The organism is Streptomyces sp. JN8 (assembly GCF_055808075.1).
On sequence record NZ_CM147852.1, the window covers coordinates 2,001,641 to 2,022,383 of the forward strand.

A 20,743-nucleotide genomic window follows, 5' to 3' on the forward strand; every position below is an offset into this window, starting at 1 on the left:
GGCGGGCGGTGGGGCGTCAGGGGTTCAGGCCGGTGAAGTGCTCGCGGACGAGGGACTCGACGACCGTCAGGTCCTGGGCGATCAGGGCGTCGAGCAGGGCGGTGTGCTCGGCCGCGTCGGCCACGAGCACGCCGTGGCGGACCACCGGCGCGCTGATCAGCGGCCACTGGGAGCGGCGGTGGAGGTCGTCGGCCACGGTGAGGAGCTGCTCGTTGCCCGCGAGGGAGAGGACGGCCCGGTGGAAGGCCCGGTCGGCCTCGGCGTAGTGGGCGCGGTCGCCCCGGGCCGCGGCGGTCGAGGTGGCCTCGGCGACCGGGCGGAGCTCGGCCCAGCGGGCGGCGGGGACCGTGCGGGCGAGCCGCAGCATGACGGGGACCTCGATGAGCGCGCGGACCTCGGCGAGTTCGGCGAGTTCGCGGGGGGTCCGCTCGGTGACGCGGAAGCCGCGGTTGGGCACGACCTCGACGGCGCCCTCGACGGCCAGGCGCTGCATGGCCTCGCGGACCGGGGTGGCCGAGACGCCGAACCGTTCGCCGAGGGCGGGGGCGGAGTACACCTCGCCGGGGACGAGCTCGCCGCCGACGAGCGCGGTGCGGAGCGCGTCGAGGATCTGCCCGCGGACGGAGTGCCGGACGACGCGGGGGGCGGCGGCGGGGGCGGGGAGGGAGAAGGGGGCCTGCGCGGGGGCGGGTGGCGCGCCCGGGGAGTCCGGGCCGCCGTGGGCGTGCTCGCCCCGGGCGCCGTCGGAGCGCCGGCGGGCAGACCCGGCGGGCCGCCCGGCTCCCCGGGTCTGCTCGGGCACCCGGGCGGGTCCCTCGGGATCCCGGGCGGGGTCGCCGTGGGGCGGGGACGGATCCTCCGTCGCCCGCTCGCGCGCTGCGCCCTGCTCCACCCGGGTCCTCCTGCGGCCTCGTGCCGGGCCCGGCTCGCGTCGCGCGGGTCCCCCTGTGCACCATAGGCGAACGGAACCGCGTCAGGGGTGTGAGGACTGCCTCGCTGGTGAGGGGCCCGTGGCCGGTGGTGAGAGGTGACCTCGAATCGGGTAAGGTAAGGCTAACCTGCCAACGCTCGCGATTCGGTGGTCCGCATGACCGTCCCCGCCCTGTTGCCCGCCGCCCCGACCTCGCCCGTCGCGGCCTCCTACGCCCGGCTCGCCGAGGTCTTCCCCCATCTCCGGATAGAGGAACACGCCCACGGCGAGCAGCTGCCGCGCGGCGCGGGCTGGGTCGGCGCGGAGGACCTCGCGGCCGGCGGCCCCGACCTCGACGCCTTCCTCGCCTGGGACAACGCGCAGGTGCTGCGCGACTACGGCACCCAGGCCCGCCCCGACGTCGTCGCGAGCTTCGGGCTGCACCGGTACGCCTGGCCCGCCTGCCTGCTCGTCACCGTCCCCTGGTTCCTGGACCGCAGGGTGCCCCGGCTGCCCGCACGGAACGTGTCGTTCCAGCGGGCGCTCGGCCGGCTGGCCGTCCGGGTGGAGGAGTTCGCCTGCCTGCCCGACGACCCGGCCGCGTCCCTGCCGGGCGCCCGGGTGGTCGCCGACGAGGACGCCCTGCGGGCCGAGGTGCGCTCCTCGCTCGCCGAGCACTTCGAGGCGATCCTCGACGGCTTCGGCTCCCGGATGCGGCGCGGCCGCCGCGCCCTGTGGGGCATGGCCACGGACGAGATCGTCGAGGGCCTCTGGTACGTCGGCACCCTGTTCGACGAGGAGCGGCGGGCGATGGCGGAGCTCGACCTCCTCATGCCGGGCACCGCCAAGCCGTACAAGCCCTACGCGGGCGCGGCGGGCTTCCGCGAGCTGCCCGGCACCGAGGGTCCGGACGGCGCTCCGCGCGCCACGCGCGACCGGGCGACCTGCTGCTTCTTCTACACCCTGCGCCCCGAGGACACCTGTCTGACCTGTCCCCGTACCTGCGACGCCGAGCGGGTCCGGCGGCTCGCGGCGACGGCCTGAGCGCCCCGGGCGGTCACACCACCCGGAGGGGTGGCGTAAATCGAACCCAAAGCCCTTCCCTTGCATGGGCGTTCGACCAGATCACACCTATTCGTAGGTCGTGGCGCCCCGATGGCGTGCTCTTGCCCGGAAACCCCTTGAGCACCCCGCGGGGTCGGCCAGTATGGGCCGCCAAACGCCCTACTGCGATGCAAGGGACACCGCATGAGACTGACCGACATATCGCTGGACTGGCTGCTTCCGGGCGGCGTCATGGTGGCCGGAGTCCTGACGGCGGTGGCGGTGCTCGCGCGCGGGAAGCGCGCCGGTGACCAGGCCGCGGCCGAGGACTCCTGGGAACGCAGCGAGGAGCGCCGCAGACGCAAGGAGGCGGTGTACGGCACCGCTTCCTACGTCCTCCTCTTCTGCTGTGCCGCGGTCGCCGCGGCGCTCTCCTTCCACGGCCTGGTCGGCTTCGGCCGGCAGAACCTCAACCTCACCGGGGGCTGGGAGTACCTCGTCCCCTTCGGCCTCGACGGCGCCGCGATGTTCTGCTCGGTGCTCGCGGTCCGCGAGGCCAGCCACGGCGACGCGGCCCTCGGGTCCCGCCTGCTCGTCTGGCTGTTCGCGGGCGCGGCGGCCTGGTTCAACTGGGTGCACGCTCCGCGCGGCCTGGGCCACGACGGGGCACCGCAGTTCTTCGCGGGGATGTCGCTCTCGGCCGCGGTCCTGTTCGACCGGGCGCTCAAGCAGACGCGCAGGGCCGCGCTGCGCGAGCAGGGCCTGGTGCCCCGCCCGCTGCCGCAGATCCGGATCGTGCGGTGGATGCGGGCGCCCCGGGAGACGTTCGCCGCCTGGTCGCTGATGCTGCTGGAGGGCGTACGGACCCTGGACGAGGCCGTGGACGAGGTGCGCGAGGACCGGCGGGAGAAGGAGCAGAACCGGATCCGCCGGCGCGACCAGGTCAAGCTGGACCGGGCCCGGCTGAAGGCGATCAACCGCCAGCACCGCGCCTTCGGGCTCGGCAGGGGCGGCGGCCGCCAGGTGGAGATGGCGGCGCTCAACGCCACCTCGGGCGCCGGTACGGGCCCGGGGCCGGGCTCCGGCACCGGCTCGGGCACCGGTTCCGCGACGGCCTCCGTGCAGGCCGCCGTCGCGGAACCGGCCATAGCGGATCCGGGACAACTGCCGCTTCGACCCCGGCCCTCCCTCCGCCCCGTCCGCGGCCGTGACACCGCGACCGGGGAGTCCCGGACGGTGGATCTCACCGCGGAGGACGACACCCAGGCGCTGCCCCGTCTCGACTCCCTGGAGCGCAAGCTCAAGGACCTGGAGCAGCAGTTCGGCTGAGCGACCGCTCCGTCCACCGCGAACGGCGGGGCCGCCCCCTCAGGCGGCCCCGCCGTTCAGTTCGAACCAGACCACCTTGCCCACCTCGTGGTCGTCGACCCCCCAGGAGTCGGCCAGGGCGTCCACCAGGATGAGGCCCCTGCCGTGCGTACCGTCGTCGGCGGACGGTACGTGCGGCTGCTCCAGGCCGGGGACGAAGTCGCGGACCTCGACCCGCAGTTGCTCGGGCACGACCGTCGCCGTGACGACGGCCCCGTGCTCGGTGTGGACCAGGGCGTTGGTCACCAGCTCGCTGGTGAGCAGTTCCGCCACGTCCGAGGCGCCGGGCCCGCCCCACTGCCCCAGCAGTTCGCGTAACGCGTGCCGCACCTCCGGCACCGCGGTCAGATCCGCGTATCCCAGCTTTCTGAGCAGTTGAGTCGGCTGTCGTGCCTCCCCGGCCATATCCCCCACCCACAGATCGCGTCGAACAGGCTCACGGGATGCATGCCCCGCCACATCCCCCGCATGCCCTCAGGGCCGGGGCACGTTGCGCAGGTTGGAGCGGGCCATCTGGAGCATCCGGCCCACCCCGCCCTCCAGGACGATCTTTCCGGCGGAGAGGGCGAAGCCGGTCACCATGTCGGCGCTGATCTTCGGCGGGATCGACAGCGCGTTGGGGTCGGTGACGACGTCCACGAGGGCCGGGCCCTTGTGCCGGAAGGCGTCCTTCAGGGCACTCGCCAGGTGCTTGGGCTTCTCGACCCGCACGCCGTAGGCCCCGGCGGCGCGGGCGATGGCCGCGAAGTCCGGGTTCTTGTTCGTCGTTCCGTACGAGGGCAGCCCGGAGACCAGCATCTCCAGCTCGACCATGCCGAGCGAGGAGTTGTTGAAGACGATCACCTTGACCGGCAGGTCGTACTGCACGAGCGTGAGGAAGTCGCCCATCAGCATGGAGAACCCGCCGTCGCCGGAGAGCGAGACGACCTGGCGGTTCCGGTCGGTGAACTGCGCGCCGATGGCCTGCGGCAGCGCGTTCGCCATCGAGCCGTGGCTGAACGAACCGATGATCCTGCGGCGCCCGTTGGGGCTGAGGTAGCGGGCCGCCCAGACATTGCACATTCCGGTGTCGACCGTGAACACGGCGTCCTGATCGGCGAGTTCGTCGATCACGGACGCGACGTACTCGGGATGGACGGGGACGTGCTTCTCGACCTTGCGGGTGTAGGCGCGGACGACGCCTTCGAGGGCGTCCGCGTGCTTCTTCAGCATCTTGTCGAGGAAGCGCCGGTCGGCCTTGGGGCGGACGCGGGGGGCCACGCAGCGCAGGGTCTCGCGGACGTCGCCCCAGACGGCGAGGTCGAGGCGGGAGCGGCGGCCGAGGTGCTCGGGCCGGACGTCCACCTGCACGATCTTCACGTCGTCGGGCAGGAAGGCGTTGTACGGGAAGTCGGTGCCGAGCAGGATCAGCAGATCGCACTCGTGGGTGGCCTCGTACGCGGCGCCGTACCCGAGCAGTCCGCTCATGCCCACGTCGTACGGGTTGTCGTACTGGATCCACTCCTTGCCGCGCAGGGCGTGGCCGACGGGTGACTTGATCCGCTCGGCGAACTGCATGACCTCGGCGTGCGCCCCGGCGGTCCCGCTGCCGCAGAAGAGCGTCACCCGGTCCGCCTCGTCGATCATCCGGACCAGGGCGTCGACCTCGGCGTCGCCCGGGCGGACGGTCGGCCGGGAGGTGACCAGCGCGGTCTGCGCCGCCTTCGCCGGGGCGGGCCGGGCGGCGACGTCGCCGGGCAGCGCGACCACGCCGACGCCCCCGCGGCCGACGGCGTGCTGGATCGCGGTGTGCAGCAGCCGGGGCATCTGCTCCGGGCTGGAGATGAGTTCGCTGTAGTGGCTGCACTCGCTGAACAGCCGGTCCGGGTGCGTCTCCTGGAAGTAGCCCAGGCCGATCTCGCTCGACGGGATCTGCGAGGCGAGCGCCAGCACCGGCGCCATCGAGCGGTGCGCGTCGTACAGACCGTTGATCAGGTGCAGGTTCCCGGGGCCGCACGAGCCGGCGCAGGCGGCGAGGTCTCCGGTGATCTGGGCCTCGGCGCCGGCGGCGAAGGCCGCGACCTCCTCGTGCCGCACCTGGATCCAGTCGAGCGAGGGGGTGCGGCGGATCGCGTCGACGACCGGGTTCAGACTGTCGCCGACGACGCCGTACATGCGCCGGACGCCCGCGCGGACGAGGATGTCGACGAACTGCTCCGCCACGTTCTGTTTGGCCATGCCTCCATCAACCCACGACCCGGCGGCTCGCGCCCGGTGGACTACGCCTCCCAGACACCCACCCCCGTGCGGTCGTCGGCGTAGCCGGTCACCCTCAGCTGCGTGTCGGCGAGGAACGCGGCCAGTCCGGGCGCCTCGGCGTCGGCCCAGCGGGTGGCGAGCTCGCGGGCGAGCGCGGGCTCCCCGCGCATCGGCTCGGCGAGGCCGGGCGAGGCGAGGAGCAGGGTGTCGCCGGGGCGGGCGACGGAGGCGCGGAAGCGGAACGGCTCGGCGGGCGGCGGCACGGGCTCCTCGACGAGGGGCCCGGGCGCGGTGGTGATGCCGAGGTCCATGGTGAGCCGGTCGCCCTCCTCGGTCTCGGAGGGGGTGTCCGGCGGGGGCGGCGAGCCGAAGCCCAGGACGGGGGCACCGGTGACGGCGGCCGGTTCGGGCAGGAGCGGTTCGATGTCCTGCCAGGAGCCGTCGCGGAGCCGGAAGAGACCGCCGCCGCCGATGCCGAAGAAGACGCGGGTGCGGCAGTCGGGGTCGGCCGGGACGAGCAGGCACCGGAGGGTCGCGGTGTACTCGTCGGGGGCGAGGCCGCGCTCGGCGGCGCGGGCCCGGAGCCGGCCGTAGGTGCGGTCGGTGAGTCGGTGCAGTCCCGACTTGAGGTCGCCGCGGCGGCCGGATCTGATGTCCTCGGAGAGCCGGGCGTGGCTGCGGCAGACGGCCTCGGCGATCCACCGGCAGGCGTCGGCGGCGGCGAGGTGGGCGTCCTCGGCGGCGCGCGAGCCGGCGGCCACGGCGACGAGCACGAGCGCGGTCTCGTCGTGGCCGAAGCGCGCGGTGAGCAGGGCGTCGCGGCGGGGTTCGCCCCGGTAGCGGGCGGAGTCGCCGCGGACGGAGGCGGCCCGCAGGGTGCAGGTGCCGTAGCGGGCTCCGTCGAGCACGGTGTCGGCGACCAGTTCGCCGAGCTCGCCGGGCCGGGCGACGGGCAGGGCGGTGGGCTCGGCCTCGTAGGTGGGCGGCCGGCTTCCGACGTATCCGGTACGGGGCCGGGGCACGGGTACGTGGCCGGTGGGGCTGGCGGCGCCGGGGGCGGCGGCCGGGTCGTCCTCGCCGTCGCCGGGGTCCGGCACGGGCTCGGTCTCCTCCCGCGCGTCCGGCGCCGGGACGGGGGCCTCGGCGGGCGGCGGGGGCGGGGGCGCGGGGAAGGTCTGCGGTCCTTCCTGCCTCGTCTCCCAGGGCGCCCGTCCGGGCACGGGGGGTGCGGCGGGTGCGGGCTGCGGGGGCGGCCCGGGGACCCGCGGCGGGACGGGCGGCGCGTCGGCGACGGGGGGTGCGGGCGGGGGTGCCGGGATCGGGACGGCCGTCGTGGCCCGCGGGTCGGGTGCCCGGGGAGGCACGACGGGCCCCGGGTCCGGTGGCGGCGGCCCGGTGTCCGGGGGTGCCGTGTCCGGCGGGCCCGTGGTGACCCGGGTCGCCGTGGTGAAGCGGTCGTCGAGGGTGTCACCCGACGGCGTCGGGGCCGTGTCCGGCGCCGACTCCTCGTAGAGCTCGTCCCACCAGTCGTCGTCCCCCTGCTGAGTCATGCCCTTATTGTCCACCGCGCGGGGCGCCCGAAAACGGGACATCGGGAAAACCGTCGCCGGAAAGGGGTGGTCCGCCGGGCGGCCCCACCCCCCACGGGAAGGACGCCCGGCGGACCGGCGTGATCAGCGCACGTCGTAGGCGCGGACCACGGTCTGGGTGACGGAGTTGCCGTGGGCGTCCGTCAGTTCGGTCCTCAGGGTGACCTGCTTGCCGGTCGCGCCCGCGTGGTTCACGGTCGCGGTCCAGTGGCCGCCCTGCTGAGAGACCTGCGCTTCGGTCCAGGTCGTGCCCCCGTCGTAGGAGTACGAGAGCGTGGCCGAGGTGAGCGCCGCGGGGGTGTAGCCCGCGTGACCCGTCGCGGTGAGGCCGATGTGCTGGCCGTCGGTCGCGGCGAGGGTCTTGAGTCCGTCCTCCGGAAGGTCGTACCGGGGGAAGAGAATCGGGATGCCTTGAGAATAGACGCTCGCGTCGAGCTTGGAGGTGAATTCCCACACCGACTTGACGGAAGTGGAACGCGCCCAGACCCGGCTTCCGATCTTCATGACGTTCTGTTCGAGGCTGTACCTCCCCTCCTCGGCGGGCACCGGGAAGGCTCCGAACGGCCATCCGGACTCGCCGAGGACCTCGCCGTCGCGGCTGAGGCGGACGTTGCCGATGTCGCCGAAGGAACCGGCCTCGCCGTGGTGGGTCCCGTCGCCCCAGGGCGCGGCGGAGAAGCCGATGAGGTCGCCCTGGCGTTCGGCGACGAGGACCGGCTCGCCGTCCGCGTCGCGCGGTGCGGTGGGGGCGACGACGCCGTCGTACCAGCGCTCGGTGCGCCGCTCGCCGGCCCGGTAGGTGCGCGGGGTGCCGATCATGTACTCGCCGAACGGGAAGCCGGAGGAGAGCGTCCGGTCCCAGCGGGTGTCGCCGGCGGTGTGGTACTCGGTGCGGGTGCCCGGCGAGGGGACCGTGGCGAGGTCGCCGAAGGAGACGGACGCCCCGTTGGGCCGGGCGGCTCCGGCGAACTCGACGAAGTCGGTGGCGAGGCCCATGGCGCGGTAGGTGGAGTCGGTGCGGCCGAGCTGTGCGTCGCGGACGCGGTAGTGCCGGTCGCCGCGGATCGTCCCCTGCTCGGGGAAGGCGAGGGTGTACAGGTACGGGCTCCTCGCCGTGGCCCGCCAGGTGAGGCGGACCTCGCCGGCGGCGAGCCGGTCGAGCAGGGCGGTGGCCTCGGCGGAGCCGACCGCGAGGACCGGGAAGCCGACGCCGGTGAAGCCGCCCGAGGGGTACCAGCGGGCGGGGGCGGTGCGGTGGGCGAGGACCGCCACCGCGCCCGCGGCCTTGGCGTCGCGCGCGGCCGTCGAGGCCGCGGTGGAGGTGTCGGGGAAGCGGACGAGGGCGATGCGGCCCCGGACTCCGGCGGCCTCCAGTTCCTCGGGGGTGCCGGTGCCGGCGTCCACGAGGCCGGCGGTACCGGTGCCGTCGAGGTTGTCGGAGCCGGTGGAGGCGGTGACCGGGTGCAGGGTCAGGCCGTCGGTGGTCCTGAGCGAGGTGATCTGCGGGGCGGCGGCGCGCCAGTAGCTGCCGAACTCGAAGTCTCCGTCGTCTGCCCGGCCTTCGACCGAGGCGTAGTAGCCGCGGATGGTGCGCGGGCCGGCGGCGGTGCCGGCGTGCAGCCACGTGTCGTCCCAGGAGCGGGCGAACGCGAGGGTGGCGCCGCGGGCTTCGGAGGCCTTGTCGGTCGTGACGGACAGCCGGTGGGCCGTGCGGGCGTCGAGGACGACGGTGGTGTCCCTCCTCAGTTCCAGCTGCGGGCGGCCGAGGTAGCTGAGCGAGTCGTTCAGGGTGGCGCCCTCCCCCGGGTCGGGCGTGGTGACGAACGAGGAGAGGAAGTAGCCGCCGGGGCGCAGCCGGTAGACCTGGTCGGCGGCGCCGTCGTTGAAGCGGCGCTCTCCGCGGGCGTCGTCGGTGCCGATGACGTCGAGGGAGGAGGCGCCGGAGGCGGGCTTGCCCTGACGGTCGATCAGCTTGACCCGGAGGGTGACCGTCTCGGGCTCGACGTACAGCGAGAACGGGGTGGAGACGTGGATCCCGCCCTTGCCGGTGGCGATCACGCGGCCGGTGACGTCGCCGTACTGGGCGCGGTCGAGGTGGGCGGCGGGGTCGAGTTCCAGCGGGACCTGGACGGTGGCGCCGGCCGGGACGGTGACGGTGCGCTTGCCCAGGCGGGCGACCGGACTCCCCACCCGGGAGCCGTCGTTGCCGGTGACCTTCTCGACGGCCAGGTTCAGGGTGACCGGGGCGCCGGAGGTGTTGGTGTACGGGACGGAGACCGTGGTGCGGTCGGTCCTGTCCTGCGGCCAGTGGGAGGTGCCGCCCTGGACGGCGGGCGCGCCGAGGACCGTCTGGTCGATCGCGGCCTTGACGTCGAGGCGGCCGCCGCCGACCTCGCGGACGTCGCCGGGGACGGAGCTCTCGGCGGACGCGACGAGGGCGGCCTTGACCTGCTGGGCGGTCCAGTCGGGGTGGCGCTGCCGGACGATGGCGGCGGCGCCCGCGACGTGCGGGGTGGCCATCGACGTGCCGGACATCGACCGGTAGGCGTAGACGCCCCGGCCGCCGGCCGCGGCGGCGGAGACGGCGACGCCGGGCGCCGCGATCTCGGGCTTGAGGGTGTGCCGGACGATCGTCGGGCCGCGACTGGAGAAGTACGCGGTGGAGTCGTCGCGGTCGACGGCGCCGACGGTCAGCACGCCGGGCGCGCAGCCGGGCGAGCAGACGGTGTTGAGGGTCGGTCCCGTGTTTCCGGCGGCGACGACGAACAACGTGCCCTCCTCGCGGGAGAGTTCCTCGGCCGCGAGGCTCATCGGGTCGGTGCAGTCGGTGGGTTCGGGGCTGCCGAGGCTCATGGAGACGACGTCGGCGCCCTGGGCGACGGCCCACTCCATGCCCGCGATGATCCAGGAGGCGGCGCCGGATCCGGAGTCGTCGAGGACCTTGCCGTTGAGGAGGTCGGCGCCGGGGGCGACGCCCTTCTTCCGGCCGTCGCTCGCCGCGCCGGAGCCGCCCACGGTGGAGAGGGTGTGGGTGCCGTGGCCCTGGCGGTCGCCGGTGGTGTCGGAGTCGGTGAAGTTCTCCGCCGCGGTGATCCGGCCCTGGAGGTCGGGGTGCTCCGCGTCGGCGCCGGTGTCGAGGACGGCGACCTTGGTGCCGGTGCCGTCGTAACCGGCGGCCCAGGCCTCGGGGGCGTGGACCTGCCGGGTCGAGCGCTCCAGGGTGGCGTGGACCTTGCGGTCGAGCCAGAGCTTCTTCAGGCCGTTGGTGGAGCGGGCGGAGGGGGAGGTGACCTCGGCCCAGAAGGTGGCGGCCTGCTTCTTGTCGGCCTTCAGCGCGACGCCGTCGACGGCCTTGAGGACCTGGCCGCGTCGCGCGCCGCGCGGGGCGGCGGGCACGGAGCGGGTGAGGTCGGTGCCGTAGACCGCGATCAGGGGGAGCGTGGTGGTGGCGGTGTCGTCGTAGCCCTGGCGGACGAGGCCGGTGACGTTGAAGAGTTCCTGGTCGACGCGGCCCGCGGCGAGCGCGCCGGCGGCGCCCTCGGGGTAGACGTACAGGTCCTGGCCGGAGCGGCGGGTCTGGACCAGCGGGACGGTGCCGTCCTCCCGCGGCAGGGCGGTGGCGGTGGGCCCGCCCTGCGCGTCGCGGCCGACCGCGACGCGGTCCCCGGTGACCAGGGTCACCGTGACGGGACGGTGCCCGGCGCGGGCCGGCGCTTCGGTCCCCACCAGCGGTCGCTGACCGGCCGTGCCGTCCTGCGGCTCTTTCGCCGAGGACGGCGCGACCGCGGTGACGGCCAGGACCGCGGCGGTCGCCGCCCCCAGGGCCGTACGCGAGATCGGGCGCATCGCTCTCCCCCTCTGATTCCGGAAAAAGGGCACAAGGGACCCGTCTCCGGGAGCTGTCGGTGCTGCGGTGGCGCCACATTGGCAGAGGTGAGGGCGGTACAGGGATGATGGGAGAGGCGGGAATACGCCGTGGCCGTTTCCCGCCAGGTCACCAACGGAACGAATGCCTCCGGTGAACGTCCCGGGAAGATGCCGGGCGCGCCGCCGGAGGTGGGGCGAGGGGTGGGGCATCCATGCTGGGAGCGATAGGACTCGACGAGCGCCAGGAGTCCGCGTACCGGGCGCTGGTGGCGCTGGGCGCGGCCGAGGTGACCGATCTCGCGCACCGGCTCGCCCTGCCCGAGCTCGACACCGAGCGGGCCCTGCGCCGCCTGGAGTCCCAGGGGCTCGCGGCGCAGTCCTCCGCCAGGACCGGCCGGTGGGTGGCCGCGCCGCCGGGGGTGGCCCTGGGCGCCCTCCTCACCCAGCAGCGCCACGAGCTGGAGCAGGCGGAGCTGGCGGCGGCGCTGCTCGCCGAGGAGTACCGGGCGGAGGCCGCGGAGGCGGCGGTGCACGACCTGGTGGAGGTGGTGACCGGCGCGAGCGCGGTCACCCACCGCTTCCTCCAGCTCCAGCTGGGCGCGCAGGAGGAGGTCTGCGCGCTCGTCACGGGCAAGCCGATCGCGGTCTCGGGCATGGAGAACGACGCGGAGGAGCAGGCCGCCGGGCGGGGGGTGCGCTACCGGGTGGTGCTGGAGCGCGAGGTGCTCACCCTGCCGACCGGGCTGCTCGAACTCTCGGCGGCGCTCGGCCGCGAGGAGCGGGTGCGGGTCGCGGACCGGGTCCCCACCAAGCTGGTGGTCGCGGACCGCTCGCTGGCCATGGTGCCGCTGACGGGGCGGGGGGCGGAGCCGGCCGCGATCGTGGTGCACGCGAGCGGGCTGCTGGAGTCCCTGATGGGTCTGTTCGAGTCGGTGTGGCGGGACGCGCTGCCGCTGAGACTCGGGGCGGGCGCGCAGATCACCGAGGAGGAGGCACCCGGTCCGGACGTGATGGACCTGGAGATCCTCTCGCTGCTGCTCGCCGGGATGACGGACGCGAGCGTGGCGAAGCAGCTGGATCTGGGGCTCAGGACGGTGCAGCGGCGGGTGAAGGGCCTGATGGAGCTGACCGGGGTGACGACGCGGCTGCAGCTGGGCTGGCACGCGTACGAGAAGGGCTGGGTGGCCCGCGGCTGAGCGGGCGGGACGCGGCGGGGTCCGCGGCCGAACGGGCTGTCGGCGGTCCGGCCGCGCGGGTCGCGGCGGGCGACGACGATCCGGCCGCGCAGGGCCCGGCAGGCATACGGCGGTCCGGCCGCGCGGGTCGCGGCGGGCCATGACGGTCCGGCCGCGCCGGCCCCGGCAGGCCACGACGGTCCGCCCGCGCAGAGCCCGGCAGGCCACGACGATCCGGCCGCGCAGAGCCCGGCAGGCCCACGGCGGTCCGGCCGCGCAGGTCGCGGCGGGCCATGACGGTCCGGCCGCGCAGAGCCCGGCAGGCCACGACGGTCCGGCCGCGCCGGGCCCGGCAGGCCACGACGGTCCGCCCGCGCAGAGCCCGGCAGGCCACGGCAGTCCGGCCGCGCCGGGCCCGGCAGGCCGGCCCCGCGGGCCCCGAGCGGGGCCGCGTCCCGGCGGCCAGGCACCCCCGTCGTACCCGGATGCCCCCCGCGACCTGCGCGGACGCCGGTTCTGGGGGACCCTGGGCGCGTGGGTGTGTGGCAGCTCCTGATGGTCGCGACGGTCATGCTGCTCGGCCTGTTCGGGGTGCTGGCCCCCGGCGTGCCGGGGACGTGGCTGGTGTGGGCCGCGATGCTCTGGTGGTCGCTGCACGAGCGGACCGACCTCGCGTGGATCCTGCTCGCCGCCACGACCGGCCTGCTGCTGCTCACCCAGGTCGTCGTCTGGCAGCTGCCGCCCCGGCGCTTCCGCGGCGTGGGCATCACGCGGCGGATGGTGGTGTGCGCGGGCACGGGCGCGCTCCTGGGCTTCGTCCTGGTGCCGGTGGTCGGCGCGATCCCCGGCTTCGTGGGCGGGATCTACCTGTCCGAACGCCTCCGCCTGGGCGGCCACGGCCAGGCCCGGGCGGCGACCCGGACGGTGATGCGGGCGGCGGGCACGAGCGTGCTCGTGGAGCTCTTCTCCTGTCTGCTGATCGTGGGGGCGTGGGCCGGTGCGGTGCTCTGGGGCTGAGCCCGGAGCCGGGGGCCGGCCGGGTGGCTCCGGGTCCGGGTCCCGGGCCGGGAGCGGGCCCAGGGGCTCCGGGGCTCAGTGGGAAGGCAGGTGGGGGCCGTCCGCGCGGCGGCCGGGAGCCGCCGGGTGCGGAGTCCGGAGGTAGCGGGCGGCGTACGAGCGCCACGGCCGCCACTCCTCCGCGGCGGGGACACCCGCCGGGAGGACGTCCGGGTCGCCGAGGGCCCGCATCCGGATCAGCGCGGCGGCCCCGGCCGTCACGCCGGGGACCTCTCCGAGGGCGGCCTCGGCCTCGTCGCGGTCGGCGCCGGGGTCGAGGCGTACGGTGCCGTCGGCGAGGGCCCGGGCCAGCGGGCCCGCGACGGGGTGGCCGGTCAGTGCCCGGGGCTCCGGGAAGAGGTGGGTGAGGCCGTCGCAGCCGGTGGCCAGCGGGGTGCCGAGGGCCGCGACGACCCGGTCGGACTCGGCCGCGCCGAGCAGCGTCCGCAGGGCGAACTCCTCCGGATCGGCCGTCCCCGGGGACCGGACGCCGGGCCGGGCGGCCACCTCGGCGGCGAGTCCGGGCGCCGCGCCGAGCCGCTCGGCGACGGCGTACGGGTCGGCGTCCAGGTCGAAGAGGCGGCGCAGCCGGTGTACGGCGGTGGTCAGGTCGCGCAGCTCGGTGAGGTGGATACGGGCCTCCAGCCAGCGCCCGGCGGAGCGCTCGTCGACGGAGACGATCCCGGTGCCGTACGGGAGGCGGAGGGTGCGCCGGTAGGTGCGGGCGCCGACGGCGCCGACGACCTCCTCCACCCGGGGCAGTGCCTCGGCCGCGAGCAGGTCGAAGACCTCGCCCGCCGCGTACGGACCGCGGTGGGCGAGCCGCAGCGGCACCCCGGCGGCGAGCGCGGTGCGGGCTCCGGTTCCGCTGCCCGCCTCGGCGCGCAGCGCGCTGGGGGTGCGGGCGTAGACGGCGCGGATCGTCTCGTTGAACTGGCGGACGCTGGCGAAGCCTGCCGCGAAGGCGATCTCGGTCACCGGCAGCCCGGTGGTCTGGAGGAGCAGTCGCGCGGTGTGGGCGCGCTGGGCGCGGGCGAGCGCGACGGGCCCGGCGCCGAGCTCGGCGGTGAGCTGGCGCTGCACCTGGCGGGTGCTGTAGCCGAGGCGTCCGGCGAGGCCGGGGACGCCCTCGCGGTCGACGACGCCGTCGCCGATCATCCGCATGGCGCGCCCCACGACGTCGGCGCGCACGTCCCAGGCCGCGGAGCCGGGCACCGCGTCGGGGCGGCAGCGGCGGCAGGCCCGGAAGCCGTGGCCCTGGGCCGCCGCCGCGGTGGGGAAGAAGGCGACGTTCTGCCGTTTGGGGGTGACGGCGGGGCAGCTGGGGCGGCAGTAGATACCGGTGGTGCGGACGGCGAAGAAGAACTCTCCGTCGAACCGCGCGTCCCTGCTGCTGACCGCCTCGTAGCGGGTGTCGTCGTCCTTCACGTCTCCAGTGTGCGACGGCCGGCGACCCCCGGCTCGCGGCTTTCGGACACGGCGCTCGCGCGGGGAGGGCGGCCCTCCCCGCGCTCGCTCCGGCTACCGGATGCGCCCGCGCTTCATCTCCATGGCCTGGCGGCCCTCGGCGCCCTTGCGCTTCCAGTCCTTGAGGATCTCGCTGCGCACCCGGGCGTCGGTCTTGGCGACGATCCGCTGGTTCTCGCGGAGCAGCTTGCGGTAACTCTCCAGACGGCGCGCCGGCAGGGAGCCGTCCTCGATCGCCGCGGCCACCGCGCAGCCGGGCTCGGACTCGTGGGCGCAGTCGTGGAAGCGGCAGTCCGCGGCGAGTTCCTCGATCTCCGAGAAGACCTGGCCGACGCCGGTCTCCGCGTCCCAGAGGCCGACCCCGCGCAGCCCGGGGGTGTCGATGAGGACTCCCCCGCCCGGGAGGACGAAGAGGTTGCGGGTGGTGGTGGTGTGCCGGCCCTTGCCGTCGATGTCGCGGGCGGCCTGGACGTCCATGACGTCCTCGCCGACGAGGGCGTTGGCGAGGGTCGACTTGCCGGCGCCGGAGACGCCGAGCAGCACGGTCGTCCCGCCCGCGACGATCGCGGAGAGGACGTCGAGCCCCTCCCCCGTGGTCGAGCTCAGGGGCACGACCTGGACGCCGGGGGCGACGGTCTCGACGTCCTCGACGAGGTACGAGAGGCCGACGGGGTCGGGTACGAGGTCGGCCTTGCTGAGGACGACGGTCGGCTGGGCGCCGGACTCCCAGGCCAGGGCGAGGAAGCGCTCGACGCGGCCGAGGTCGAGTTCGACGGCGAGGGAGACGGTGATGACGGCGTGGTCGACGTTGGCCGCGAGGATCTGGCCCTCGGAGCGCTTGGAGGAGGTCGACCGCGCGAAGGCGGTGCGGCGCGGCAGGCAGGCGCGCACGTAGCGGGGGTCGCTCGCGCCCTCGGGGTCGACGGCGGCCCAGTCGCCGGTGCAGACGACCCGGAGCGGGTCGTGCGGGGTCACGAAGGCCGTGTCCGCGCGGACGAGCCCGTCGGCGGTGGCGACGTCGCACTGGCCGCGGTCGACCCGGATCACCCGGCCGGGGACGAGCCCCCGGGCGGCGTACGGGGCGAACGCGGCGGCCCAGCCGGAGTCCCAGCCGTGCGCGTCGAGCGTCGGGGAGGAAGCGGAGGAGGTGACGTGGGAAAGCGGGAAAGACAAGGGGGACCCTTCACAGGGGTGGCCCCGGCGGCGCGCTCCGGGAGCGCGGAGGTCGAGCGGGTGTCAGCCGGTGGCCACGGAGGTGGTGTGGATGAACTTCTGCGTGAGGGCAAGGCCCGTCGTGACGACAGCCATCGGTCACACCTCCTGTGGGTCTTCTCGCGTGGATCTTCGCGATCTCGGGGAACACGCTAGCCGCACCGCTTCGGCGGGCGCCACCGGTTTTTCCCGCCGGGATGCCGGCGGGGGCGGTCGGCCGTCCCCGCCGGGTCCCGTGGGGGGTCAGCAGGCCCGGTAGCGGTACGAGCCGCCCGGGGCGCTCACGTCGAGGTCGCGCTGGACGATCGAGAGCGTGCCGCCCCAGTCCGCGCACGCCCGGCCGTAGCCGGTGCCGGTGTACTCGATGACGTAGACGCGGTTCGCGTACGCCGCCGCGTACGCCTCGCACTCCTCGTACTGGCCGCACTCCTCGGCCACCGCGAAGTCGAAGCCGATCGTCCTGCGCTCGGGCAGCAGCTCCGTGGTGTTCTTCTGGCCGATGGCGAGTCCGGCGGCGTGCGCCCGCTGGGCCAGGAGCCGGGCGAACGCGGCGTTGTGCTGCTTCGTCAGCCGGTTGCCCGAGCGCTCGTACGAGTCGAGGTTGTCGGGCTCCACGGCCTGGAAGCCGCTCTTCGCGCAGCCGTCGATCCACCCACCGACGATCTTCGCCAGCCGCTCGCGCCGGTCCGCGGTCGAGGTGTCCAGCAGCACCTCGCCCCAGTCCTCGTCCTGCACGGGGGCCCCGGAGCGGTCGCGGAGCAGCAGGTCCGGGTGGTTCGTCTCCCACCAGTCCAGCGCGTCCGGCTGGGTCTGGAAGGCGTTGACGTAGCAGATGGTGTAGAGCCCGGCGGCGGGCTTCGCCGTACGGTCGCGGGAGACGACCCCGACGTTCTTCGGCGGCGTGTAGGCGCCGCCGATCTGGTAGTCGAACTGCGCGTTCGCGGTGGGCAGCGCCACCTTCGCGGCCGTCGGTCCGGCGGGGGCGGTCGCCTTCGGAGCGGTCGTCGCCTTCGGGGCGGTGGTCGTCCGCCGGGTGGTGGCCGGCTTCGGAGCGGTGGTCGGCCTCGCCGTGGCGGGGGGCGTCGGCTCGGCCGTGGCGGGCGTCGTCACGTTCCGCGCGGCGCGCGGCCGGGTGTCGCCCGACGAGGCGTCGGCCTGCGTGAACAGGACACCGGCGCCGAGCGCCGCGACGACGCCCGCGGCGAGCGCCGCCCGCGTCGACTTCCTGCGGCGGAACGGGGTGGGGGCATGCTTCGGCACACGTTCTCCAGCACGAGGGGGGAAAGGATGTCCGTAGCCTCCTCGTTCGATCGTGAGGAATTCATGAGGCGCCCGCCCGCGCGTGCCGGGCCTGCCCCGCCGGTCCGAGCGCGAGCAGGAACACCGCCCCTCCCCCGGGCCTGGCCCGCGCGGTGAGCGTTCCCCCGTGCGCCGCCGCGATCTCCCGGACCAGCGACAGACCGATCCCCGACCCGCCGCCGCGCGAACGGAACCGTTCGGTCAGCTCCGGCAGTTCCTCCGCCGCCACACCCGGCCCCCGGTCCGCCACCGCCACCGTGTGGCCCCGCACGCTGACGTCGATCTCCGCCCCGCCGTGCGGATCGCCCGGCGTGCGCCCGTGGCGCAGCGCGTTGTCCAGGAGGTTCCGCACGGCCACGCGCGTCAGGGCGGGATCGGCGTCCACCACCGACGCGTCGAGCCGCAGGGTGAGCGTGAGCCGGCCGGGCGGCAGTTCCCCGCACGCGTCCTCCACCAGCTGGTCGAGGCGGAGCGGCACCGGGCTGAAGGAGGCCGCCGGGTCCTGGAGCCGCCCCCGTGTCAGGACGTTCTCCACGACGTCGGTCAGCCGGTCGGTGGCCCGCCGGATCCGCGGCAGATGGGTGGGCAGCTTCCTCGGGTCGGTCCCCGCCACGTCCATCGAGCTCCGCATGATCGCCACCGGGGTGCGCAGCTCGTGCGCGGCGTCGGCGAGCAGCCGCTCCTGCGCTTCGAGCGCCCGCCACGCGGGCCGCAGGCTGCGCCCCGAGAGGAGGTGGCCGGTGAAGGCGGCGAGCAGGGTCAGGAGCCCGGAGCCGGTGAGGACCGCGTACGTCAGTCGGGTGTGCTCGGCCATCCGCAGTCCGGGGTCGCCGATGACGACGACGGCGCCGGTCGTCTCCTGGGTCTCGTCGTGGTAGAACGGCCGCGCCACGGCGTAGGCGGTCCGGTCCCCGGCCGGGACCTCCTCGCGCACCGTGACGTCCTCGTCCATGGCGGTACGGGCCAGGGCGGCGATCCGTCCGCCGGAGACGGGGACCGAACGGCTCCCGGAGGTGAAGACCCGGTCGAGCCCGCCGAGCGCGCCGGGGCCGGCCGGACGCACCGCTCCGGTCGGACGGCCCGCACCGGGCGTGCGCGTCTCACCGCCCGCCCGTCCGGCGGGCGGCCTCCCCGTCGTGTCCTTCCCCGCGCCGTCCGCCACGCCCTTCGCGGGCGTGCCGATCCTCGTCCGGCACAGCAGGACGAAGACCTGGTGGCGGCCCCGCGTGGACTCGTCGTCGCGCAGGCCGTCGAGCTGGACTCCCGCGTCCGTGTAGTAGATCAGCGAGGTGCTGACCGACGCGTGCCGGAGCATCTCGTCGAACTCCGCGTTCCGCCAGGAGCGGCCGTCCGTGTGGATCACCAGCCAGGAGAGCACGCTCACTCCGACCAGCGTGGTGAGCGTGTACGCGAGGGTGAGCCGCCGTTGCAGACGGCGCAGTCGGCGGCGCGGTCCGGCGGCGCGGTCCGGGTCGGTCACGCGCCGTCCCCGGTCGGACCGCCGAGGAGGAACCCGTGGCCCCGCACGGTCCGGATCAGCTGCGGCGAGCCGAGCTTGCGGCGGAGTCCGGCCATCACGGCGTCGACCACGTTGGACACCGGGTCGGCCATCTCGTCCCAGCAGTGCTCCACGAGCGCGGTGCGGGTGACGACGTTCTCCCGGTGGACCAGGAGGTGGTGCAGGACGGCGTACTCCTTGGGCGTCAGCGAGAGCAGGACGCCGGCCCGGCGGACCTCCCGGCGGGCCGCGTCCAGCTCGATGTCCGCGTGGGCCAGGTGGACGGGCAGCCGGCCCGGCGCGCGTCGGGTGAGGCTGCCGACCCGCATGACCAGTTCGACCATGGCGAAGGGCTTGGCGAGGTAGTCGTCGGCTCCCGCGCGGAAGCCCTCGACCCGGTCGGGCAGGGCGTGGAGGGCGGTCAGGCAGAGGACCGGCGTGGACCAGCCCGCGCGGCGGCGGCCGTCGAGCGCGCGCAGGGTGTCGCCGGAGGGGACCATCCGGTCGAGGACCACGCAGTCGTACTCGGTGAGGTCGAGCAGGTAGTCGGCGTGGGGCCAGTCGGCGACCGCGTCGACGGCGTACCCGGCGTCCTTCAGACCCGCCTCGACGAGCTCGCGGAGGTCGGTCTCGTCCTCGACGAGGAGTACGCGCATCTGGTGCCGCCTTGCGGTGTCGCGCCGATGCCCCGGGGGGCGCGGACGGGAGGAGGGACCCCGCGGTGGGGCGGCCTCGGCGACCGTGAGCAGCGGGACGGGAAAGTCATATTAATCAGGCCGGCCGGGCGGATCCCGACGAGGAGTGGCCGGATCCGTACGGACGATCCGCCGGAGGCCGCGTTCGCCGGACCTGGGGTGCCGCGTCCGATTCGTACAAGACCGGCGGAGGGCGCCCTGCCTACCGTGCCCCCATGGACACAGCACCTGACCTCACCCCCCGTCTGGACCTGATCGGCCTCGTCGTCTCCGACATGGCCGCCTCGCTCGCCTTCTACCGCCGTCTCGGCCTGGAGATCCCGGACGGGGCCGAGTCGGCCCCGCACGTGGAGGCCGCGCTGCCCGGCGGGCTGCGGATCGCCTGGGACACGGAGGACGTCGTGCGCTCCCTGGACCCGGAATGGCGGCGTCCCGAGGGCGGCAACCGGATCGAGCTCGCCTTCCGGTGCGCCACGCCCCGGGCCGTGGACGCGGCGTACGAGGAGCTGGTCGCCGCCGGGTACCGGGGGCATCTGAAGCCCTGGGACGCCTTCTGGGGGCAGCGCTACGCCGTGGTCCTCGACCCGGACGGCTCCGGCGTCTCGCTGTTCGCCGATGCCGTGTAGGCGCCGAGCGTCGTGCCGGCCAGCGCCCTCGTCTCACGTGCGAGGTGGGCCTGGTCGGCGCAGCCCGCGCGCACGGCCGCCTCCGCGTACGGCACTCCGGACAGCACCAGCGCGAGGGCCCGCTGGAGCCGGAGGATCCGGGCGAGGGTCTTGGGGCCGTAGCCGAAGGCGTCGAGGGAGCGCCGGTGGAGCTGCCGGGCGCCGAGGCCGACCGCGTCGGCCGTCTCGGCGACCGCCCGGCCGGCCGCGAGGCGGTCCGCGACGGCCCGGAGCAGCGGGTCGGGCGCGGGGATGTCGGCGGCCCGGCGCCGTACGGCCTCGTCCAGGGCCGCGGCCGGGTCGGGGGCGTCGGTGATCCGCTCGCAGAGCCGTCGCGTCCCGGCGGCGCCCCACAGGTCGGCGAGCGGGACCCGCCGGTCGCGCAGCTCGTGGGCCGGTACGCCGAAGAAGGCGGGGGCGTCACCGGGCGCGAAGCGGACTCCCGCGTACCGCTCGGCGGACTCCGCCGGTACGTGCGCGCGTGTGTCGGGTCCGGCGACGAGGAGGTGTCCGCCGGCCCAGATCAGGTCCATGCAGCCGTCGGGCAGGACGGGCCGGGAGCCGCCCGTGCCGGGGCCGGCGGCGGTCCGGGTCCACAGGACGGCTCCGTCGAGCAGGGCGGGGCGTTCCTCGTACACACCCCCAACGTAGCCCCACGCC

At 75.2% G+C, this 20,743-nt stretch carries 16 protein-coding genes; 5 read left to right on the top strand and 11 right to left on the bottom strand.

The features are described from left to right. Nucleotides 1-16 precede the first annotated feature (16 nt). Complete coding sequence (locus ACY0MR_RS08675; RefSeq protein WP_403314040.1) at nt 17-892, bottom strand: GntR family transcriptional regulator; 876 nt, start codon at nt 890-892, stop codon at nt 17-19. Between the two features lie 195 nt (nt 893-1,087). Here ACY0MR_RS08675 and ACY0MR_RS08680 point away from each other — a divergent pair, with 195 nt between their 5' ends. Together ACY0MR_RS08680 and ACY0MR_RS08685 are read left to right on the top strand one after the other, a co-directional pair. Beyond that, nucleotides 1,088-1,954 (top strand): (2Fe-2S)-binding protein, encoded by an 867-nt coding sequence (locus ACY0MR_RS08680; protein ID WP_361860699.1) that lies wholly within the window; start codon nt 1,088-1,090, stop codon nt 1,952-1,954. A 204-nt stretch (nt 1,955-2,158) separates the two neighbouring features. Next, entirely contained in the window at nt 2,159-3,283 is a 1,125-nt protein-coding gene (locus ACY0MR_RS08685; protein ID WP_388802874.1) for a DUF2637 domain-containing protein, read from the top strand. Nucleotides 3,284-3,322: 39 nt separating this feature from the next. Here ACY0MR_RS08685 and ACY0MR_RS08690 read toward each other — a convergent pair whose 3' ends face one another. The 4 genes from ACY0MR_RS08690 to ACY0MR_RS08705 form a co-directional block, all read right to left on the bottom strand. Further along, complete coding sequence (locus ACY0MR_RS08690; protein WP_473560115.1) at nt 3,323-3,727, bottom strand: ATP-binding protein; 405 nt, start codon at nt 3,725-3,727, stop codon at nt 3,323-3,325. Nucleotides 3,728-3,796: 69 nt separating this feature from the next. Continuing rightward, complete coding sequence (locus ACY0MR_RS08695; protein ID WP_388802879.1) at nt 3,797-5,539, bottom strand: pyruvate dehydrogenase; 1,743 nt, start codon at nt 5,537-5,539, stop codon at nt 3,797-3,799. A gap of 41 nt (nt 5,540-5,580) precedes the next feature. Further along, nucleotides 5,581-7,110, bottom strand: coding sequence for a protein phosphatase 2C domain-containing protein (locus tag ACY0MR_RS08700; RefSeq protein ID WP_473560117.1), 1,530 nt, complete (start codon nt 7,108-7,110; stop codon nt 5,581-5,583). 123 nt (nt 7,111-7,233) lie between these two features. Continuing rightward, nucleotides 7,234-10,995 carry a S8 family serine peptidase gene (locus ACY0MR_RS08705; RefSeq protein WP_473560119.1) on the bottom strand — a complete coding sequence of 1,254 codons (3,762 nt, stop codon included), beginning with the start codon at nt 10,993-10,995 and terminating at the stop codon, nt 7,234-7,236. Nucleotides 10,996-11,228: 233 nt separating this feature from the next. On the opposite strand from ACY0MR_RS08705, the gene ACY0MR_RS08710 reads away from it, so the two are divergent. Then, a complete protein-coding gene (locus ACY0MR_RS08710) occupies nt 11,229-12,212 on the top strand; it encodes a helix-turn-helix transcriptional regulator (RefSeq protein ID WP_030323099.1) in 984 nt (327 codons plus the stop codon). Nucleotides 12,213-12,725: 513 nt separating this feature from the next. Next, the gene (locus tag ACY0MR_RS08715; RefSeq protein WP_361858737.1) at nt 12,726-13,208 is read left to right on the top strand and encodes a DUF456 domain-containing protein; all 483 of its coding nucleotides are present in this window, start codon (nt 12,726-12,728) and stop codon (nt 13,206-13,208) included. Nucleotides 13,209-13,283: 75 nt separating this feature from the next. Here the strand turns inward: ACY0MR_RS08715 and ACY0MR_RS08720 are convergent, their stop codons facing one another. From ACY0MR_RS08720 to ACY0MR_RS08740, 5 genes are all read right to left on the bottom strand, one after another. Continuing rightward, nucleotides 13,284-14,675 carry a bifunctional transcriptional activator/DNA repair enzyme AdaA gene (locus ACY0MR_RS08720; RefSeq protein WP_473560121.1) on the bottom strand — a complete coding sequence of 464 codons (1,392 nt, stop codon included), beginning with the start codon at nt 14,673-14,675 and terminating at the stop codon, nt 13,284-13,286. 93 nt (nt 14,676-14,768) lie between these two features. Next, nucleotides 14,769-15,887, bottom strand: coding sequence for a ribosome small subunit-dependent GTPase A (rsgA, locus tag ACY0MR_RS08725; RefSeq protein WP_473560123.1), 1,119 nt, complete (start codon nt 15,885-15,887; stop codon nt 14,769-14,771). 282 nt (nt 15,888-16,169) lie between these two features. Beyond that, on the bottom strand, nt 16,170-17,186 hold the full coding sequence (locus ACY0MR_RS08730) for an endo alpha-1,4 polygalactosaminidase (RefSeq protein ID WP_473560125.1): 1,017 nt from the start codon (nt 17,184-17,186) through the stop codon (nt 16,170-16,172). 61 nt (nt 17,187-17,247) lie between these two features. After that, on the bottom strand, nt 17,248-18,705 hold the full coding sequence (locus tag ACY0MR_RS08735) for a sensor histidine kinase (RefSeq protein WP_473560127.1): 1,458 nt from the start codon (nt 18,703-18,705) through the stop codon (nt 17,248-17,250). Continuing rightward, nucleotides 18,702-19,379 carry a response regulator transcription factor gene (locus tag ACY0MR_RS08740; protein WP_388802901.1) on the bottom strand — a complete coding sequence of 226 codons (678 nt, stop codon included), beginning with the start codon at nt 19,377-19,379 and terminating at the stop codon, nt 18,702-18,704. Before ACY0MR_RS08740 ends, ACY0MR_RS08735 begins: the two co-directional genes overlap by 4 nt. 254 nt (nt 19,380-19,633) lie before the next feature. On the opposite strand from ACY0MR_RS08740, the gene ACY0MR_RS08745 reads away from it, so the two are divergent. Continuing rightward, on the top strand, nt 19,634-20,044 hold the full coding sequence (locus ACY0MR_RS08745; RefSeq protein ID WP_473560130.1) for a VOC family protein: 411 nt from the start codon (nt 19,634-19,636) through the stop codon (nt 20,042-20,044). On the opposite strand, the gene ACY0MR_RS08750 is transcribed toward ACY0MR_RS08745, so the two are convergent. After that, nucleotides 19,984-20,721, bottom strand: coding sequence for a DUF6597 domain-containing transcriptional factor (locus tag ACY0MR_RS08750; RefSeq protein WP_473560132.1), 738 nt, complete (start codon nt 20,719-20,721; stop codon nt 19,984-19,986). The two genes, ACY0MR_RS08745 and ACY0MR_RS08750, sit on opposite strands and share 61 nt — an antisense overlap. Between the last annotated feature and the right edge of the window lie 22 nt (nt 20,722-20,743).

Bases quoted from the DNA above. Each gene is read 5' to 3' on its own strand.
- ACY0MR_RS08745 (WP_473560130.1), top strand. From the start codon at position 19,634: ATGGACACAGCACCTGACCTCACCCCCCGTCTGGACCTGATCGGCCTC.
- ACY0MR_RS08700 (WP_473560117.1), bottom strand. From the start codon at position 7,110: ATGACTCAGCAGGGGGACGACGACTGGTGGGACGAGCTCTACGAGGAG.
- ACY0MR_RS08680 (WP_361860699.1), top strand. From the start codon at position 1,088: ATGACCGTCCCCGCCCTGTTGCCCGCCGCCCCGACCTCGCCCGTCGCG.
- ACY0MR_RS08740 (WP_388802901.1), bottom strand. From the start codon at position 19,379: ATGCGCGTACTCCTCGTCGAGGACGAGACCGACCTCCGCGAGCTCGTC.
- ACY0MR_RS08695 (WP_388802879.1), bottom strand. From the start codon at position 5,539: ATGGCCAAACAGAACGTGGCGGAGCAGTTCGTCGACATCCTCGTCCGC.
- ACY0MR_RS08690 (WP_473560115.1), bottom strand. From the start codon at position 3,727: ATGGCCGGGGAGGCACGACAGCCGACTCAACTGCTCAGAAAGCTGGGA.
- ACY0MR_RS08705 (WP_473560119.1), bottom strand. From the start codon at position 10,995: ATGCGCCCGATCTCGCGTACGGCCCTGGGGGCGGCGACCGCCGCGGTC.
- ACY0MR_RS08710 (WP_030323099.1), top strand. From the start codon at position 11,229: ATGCTGGGAGCGATAGGACTCGACGAGCGCCAGGAGTCCGCGTACCGG.
- ACY0MR_RS08685 (WP_388802874.1), top strand. From the start codon at position 2,159: ATGAGACTGACCGACATATCGCTGGACTGGCTGCTTCCGGGCGGCGTC.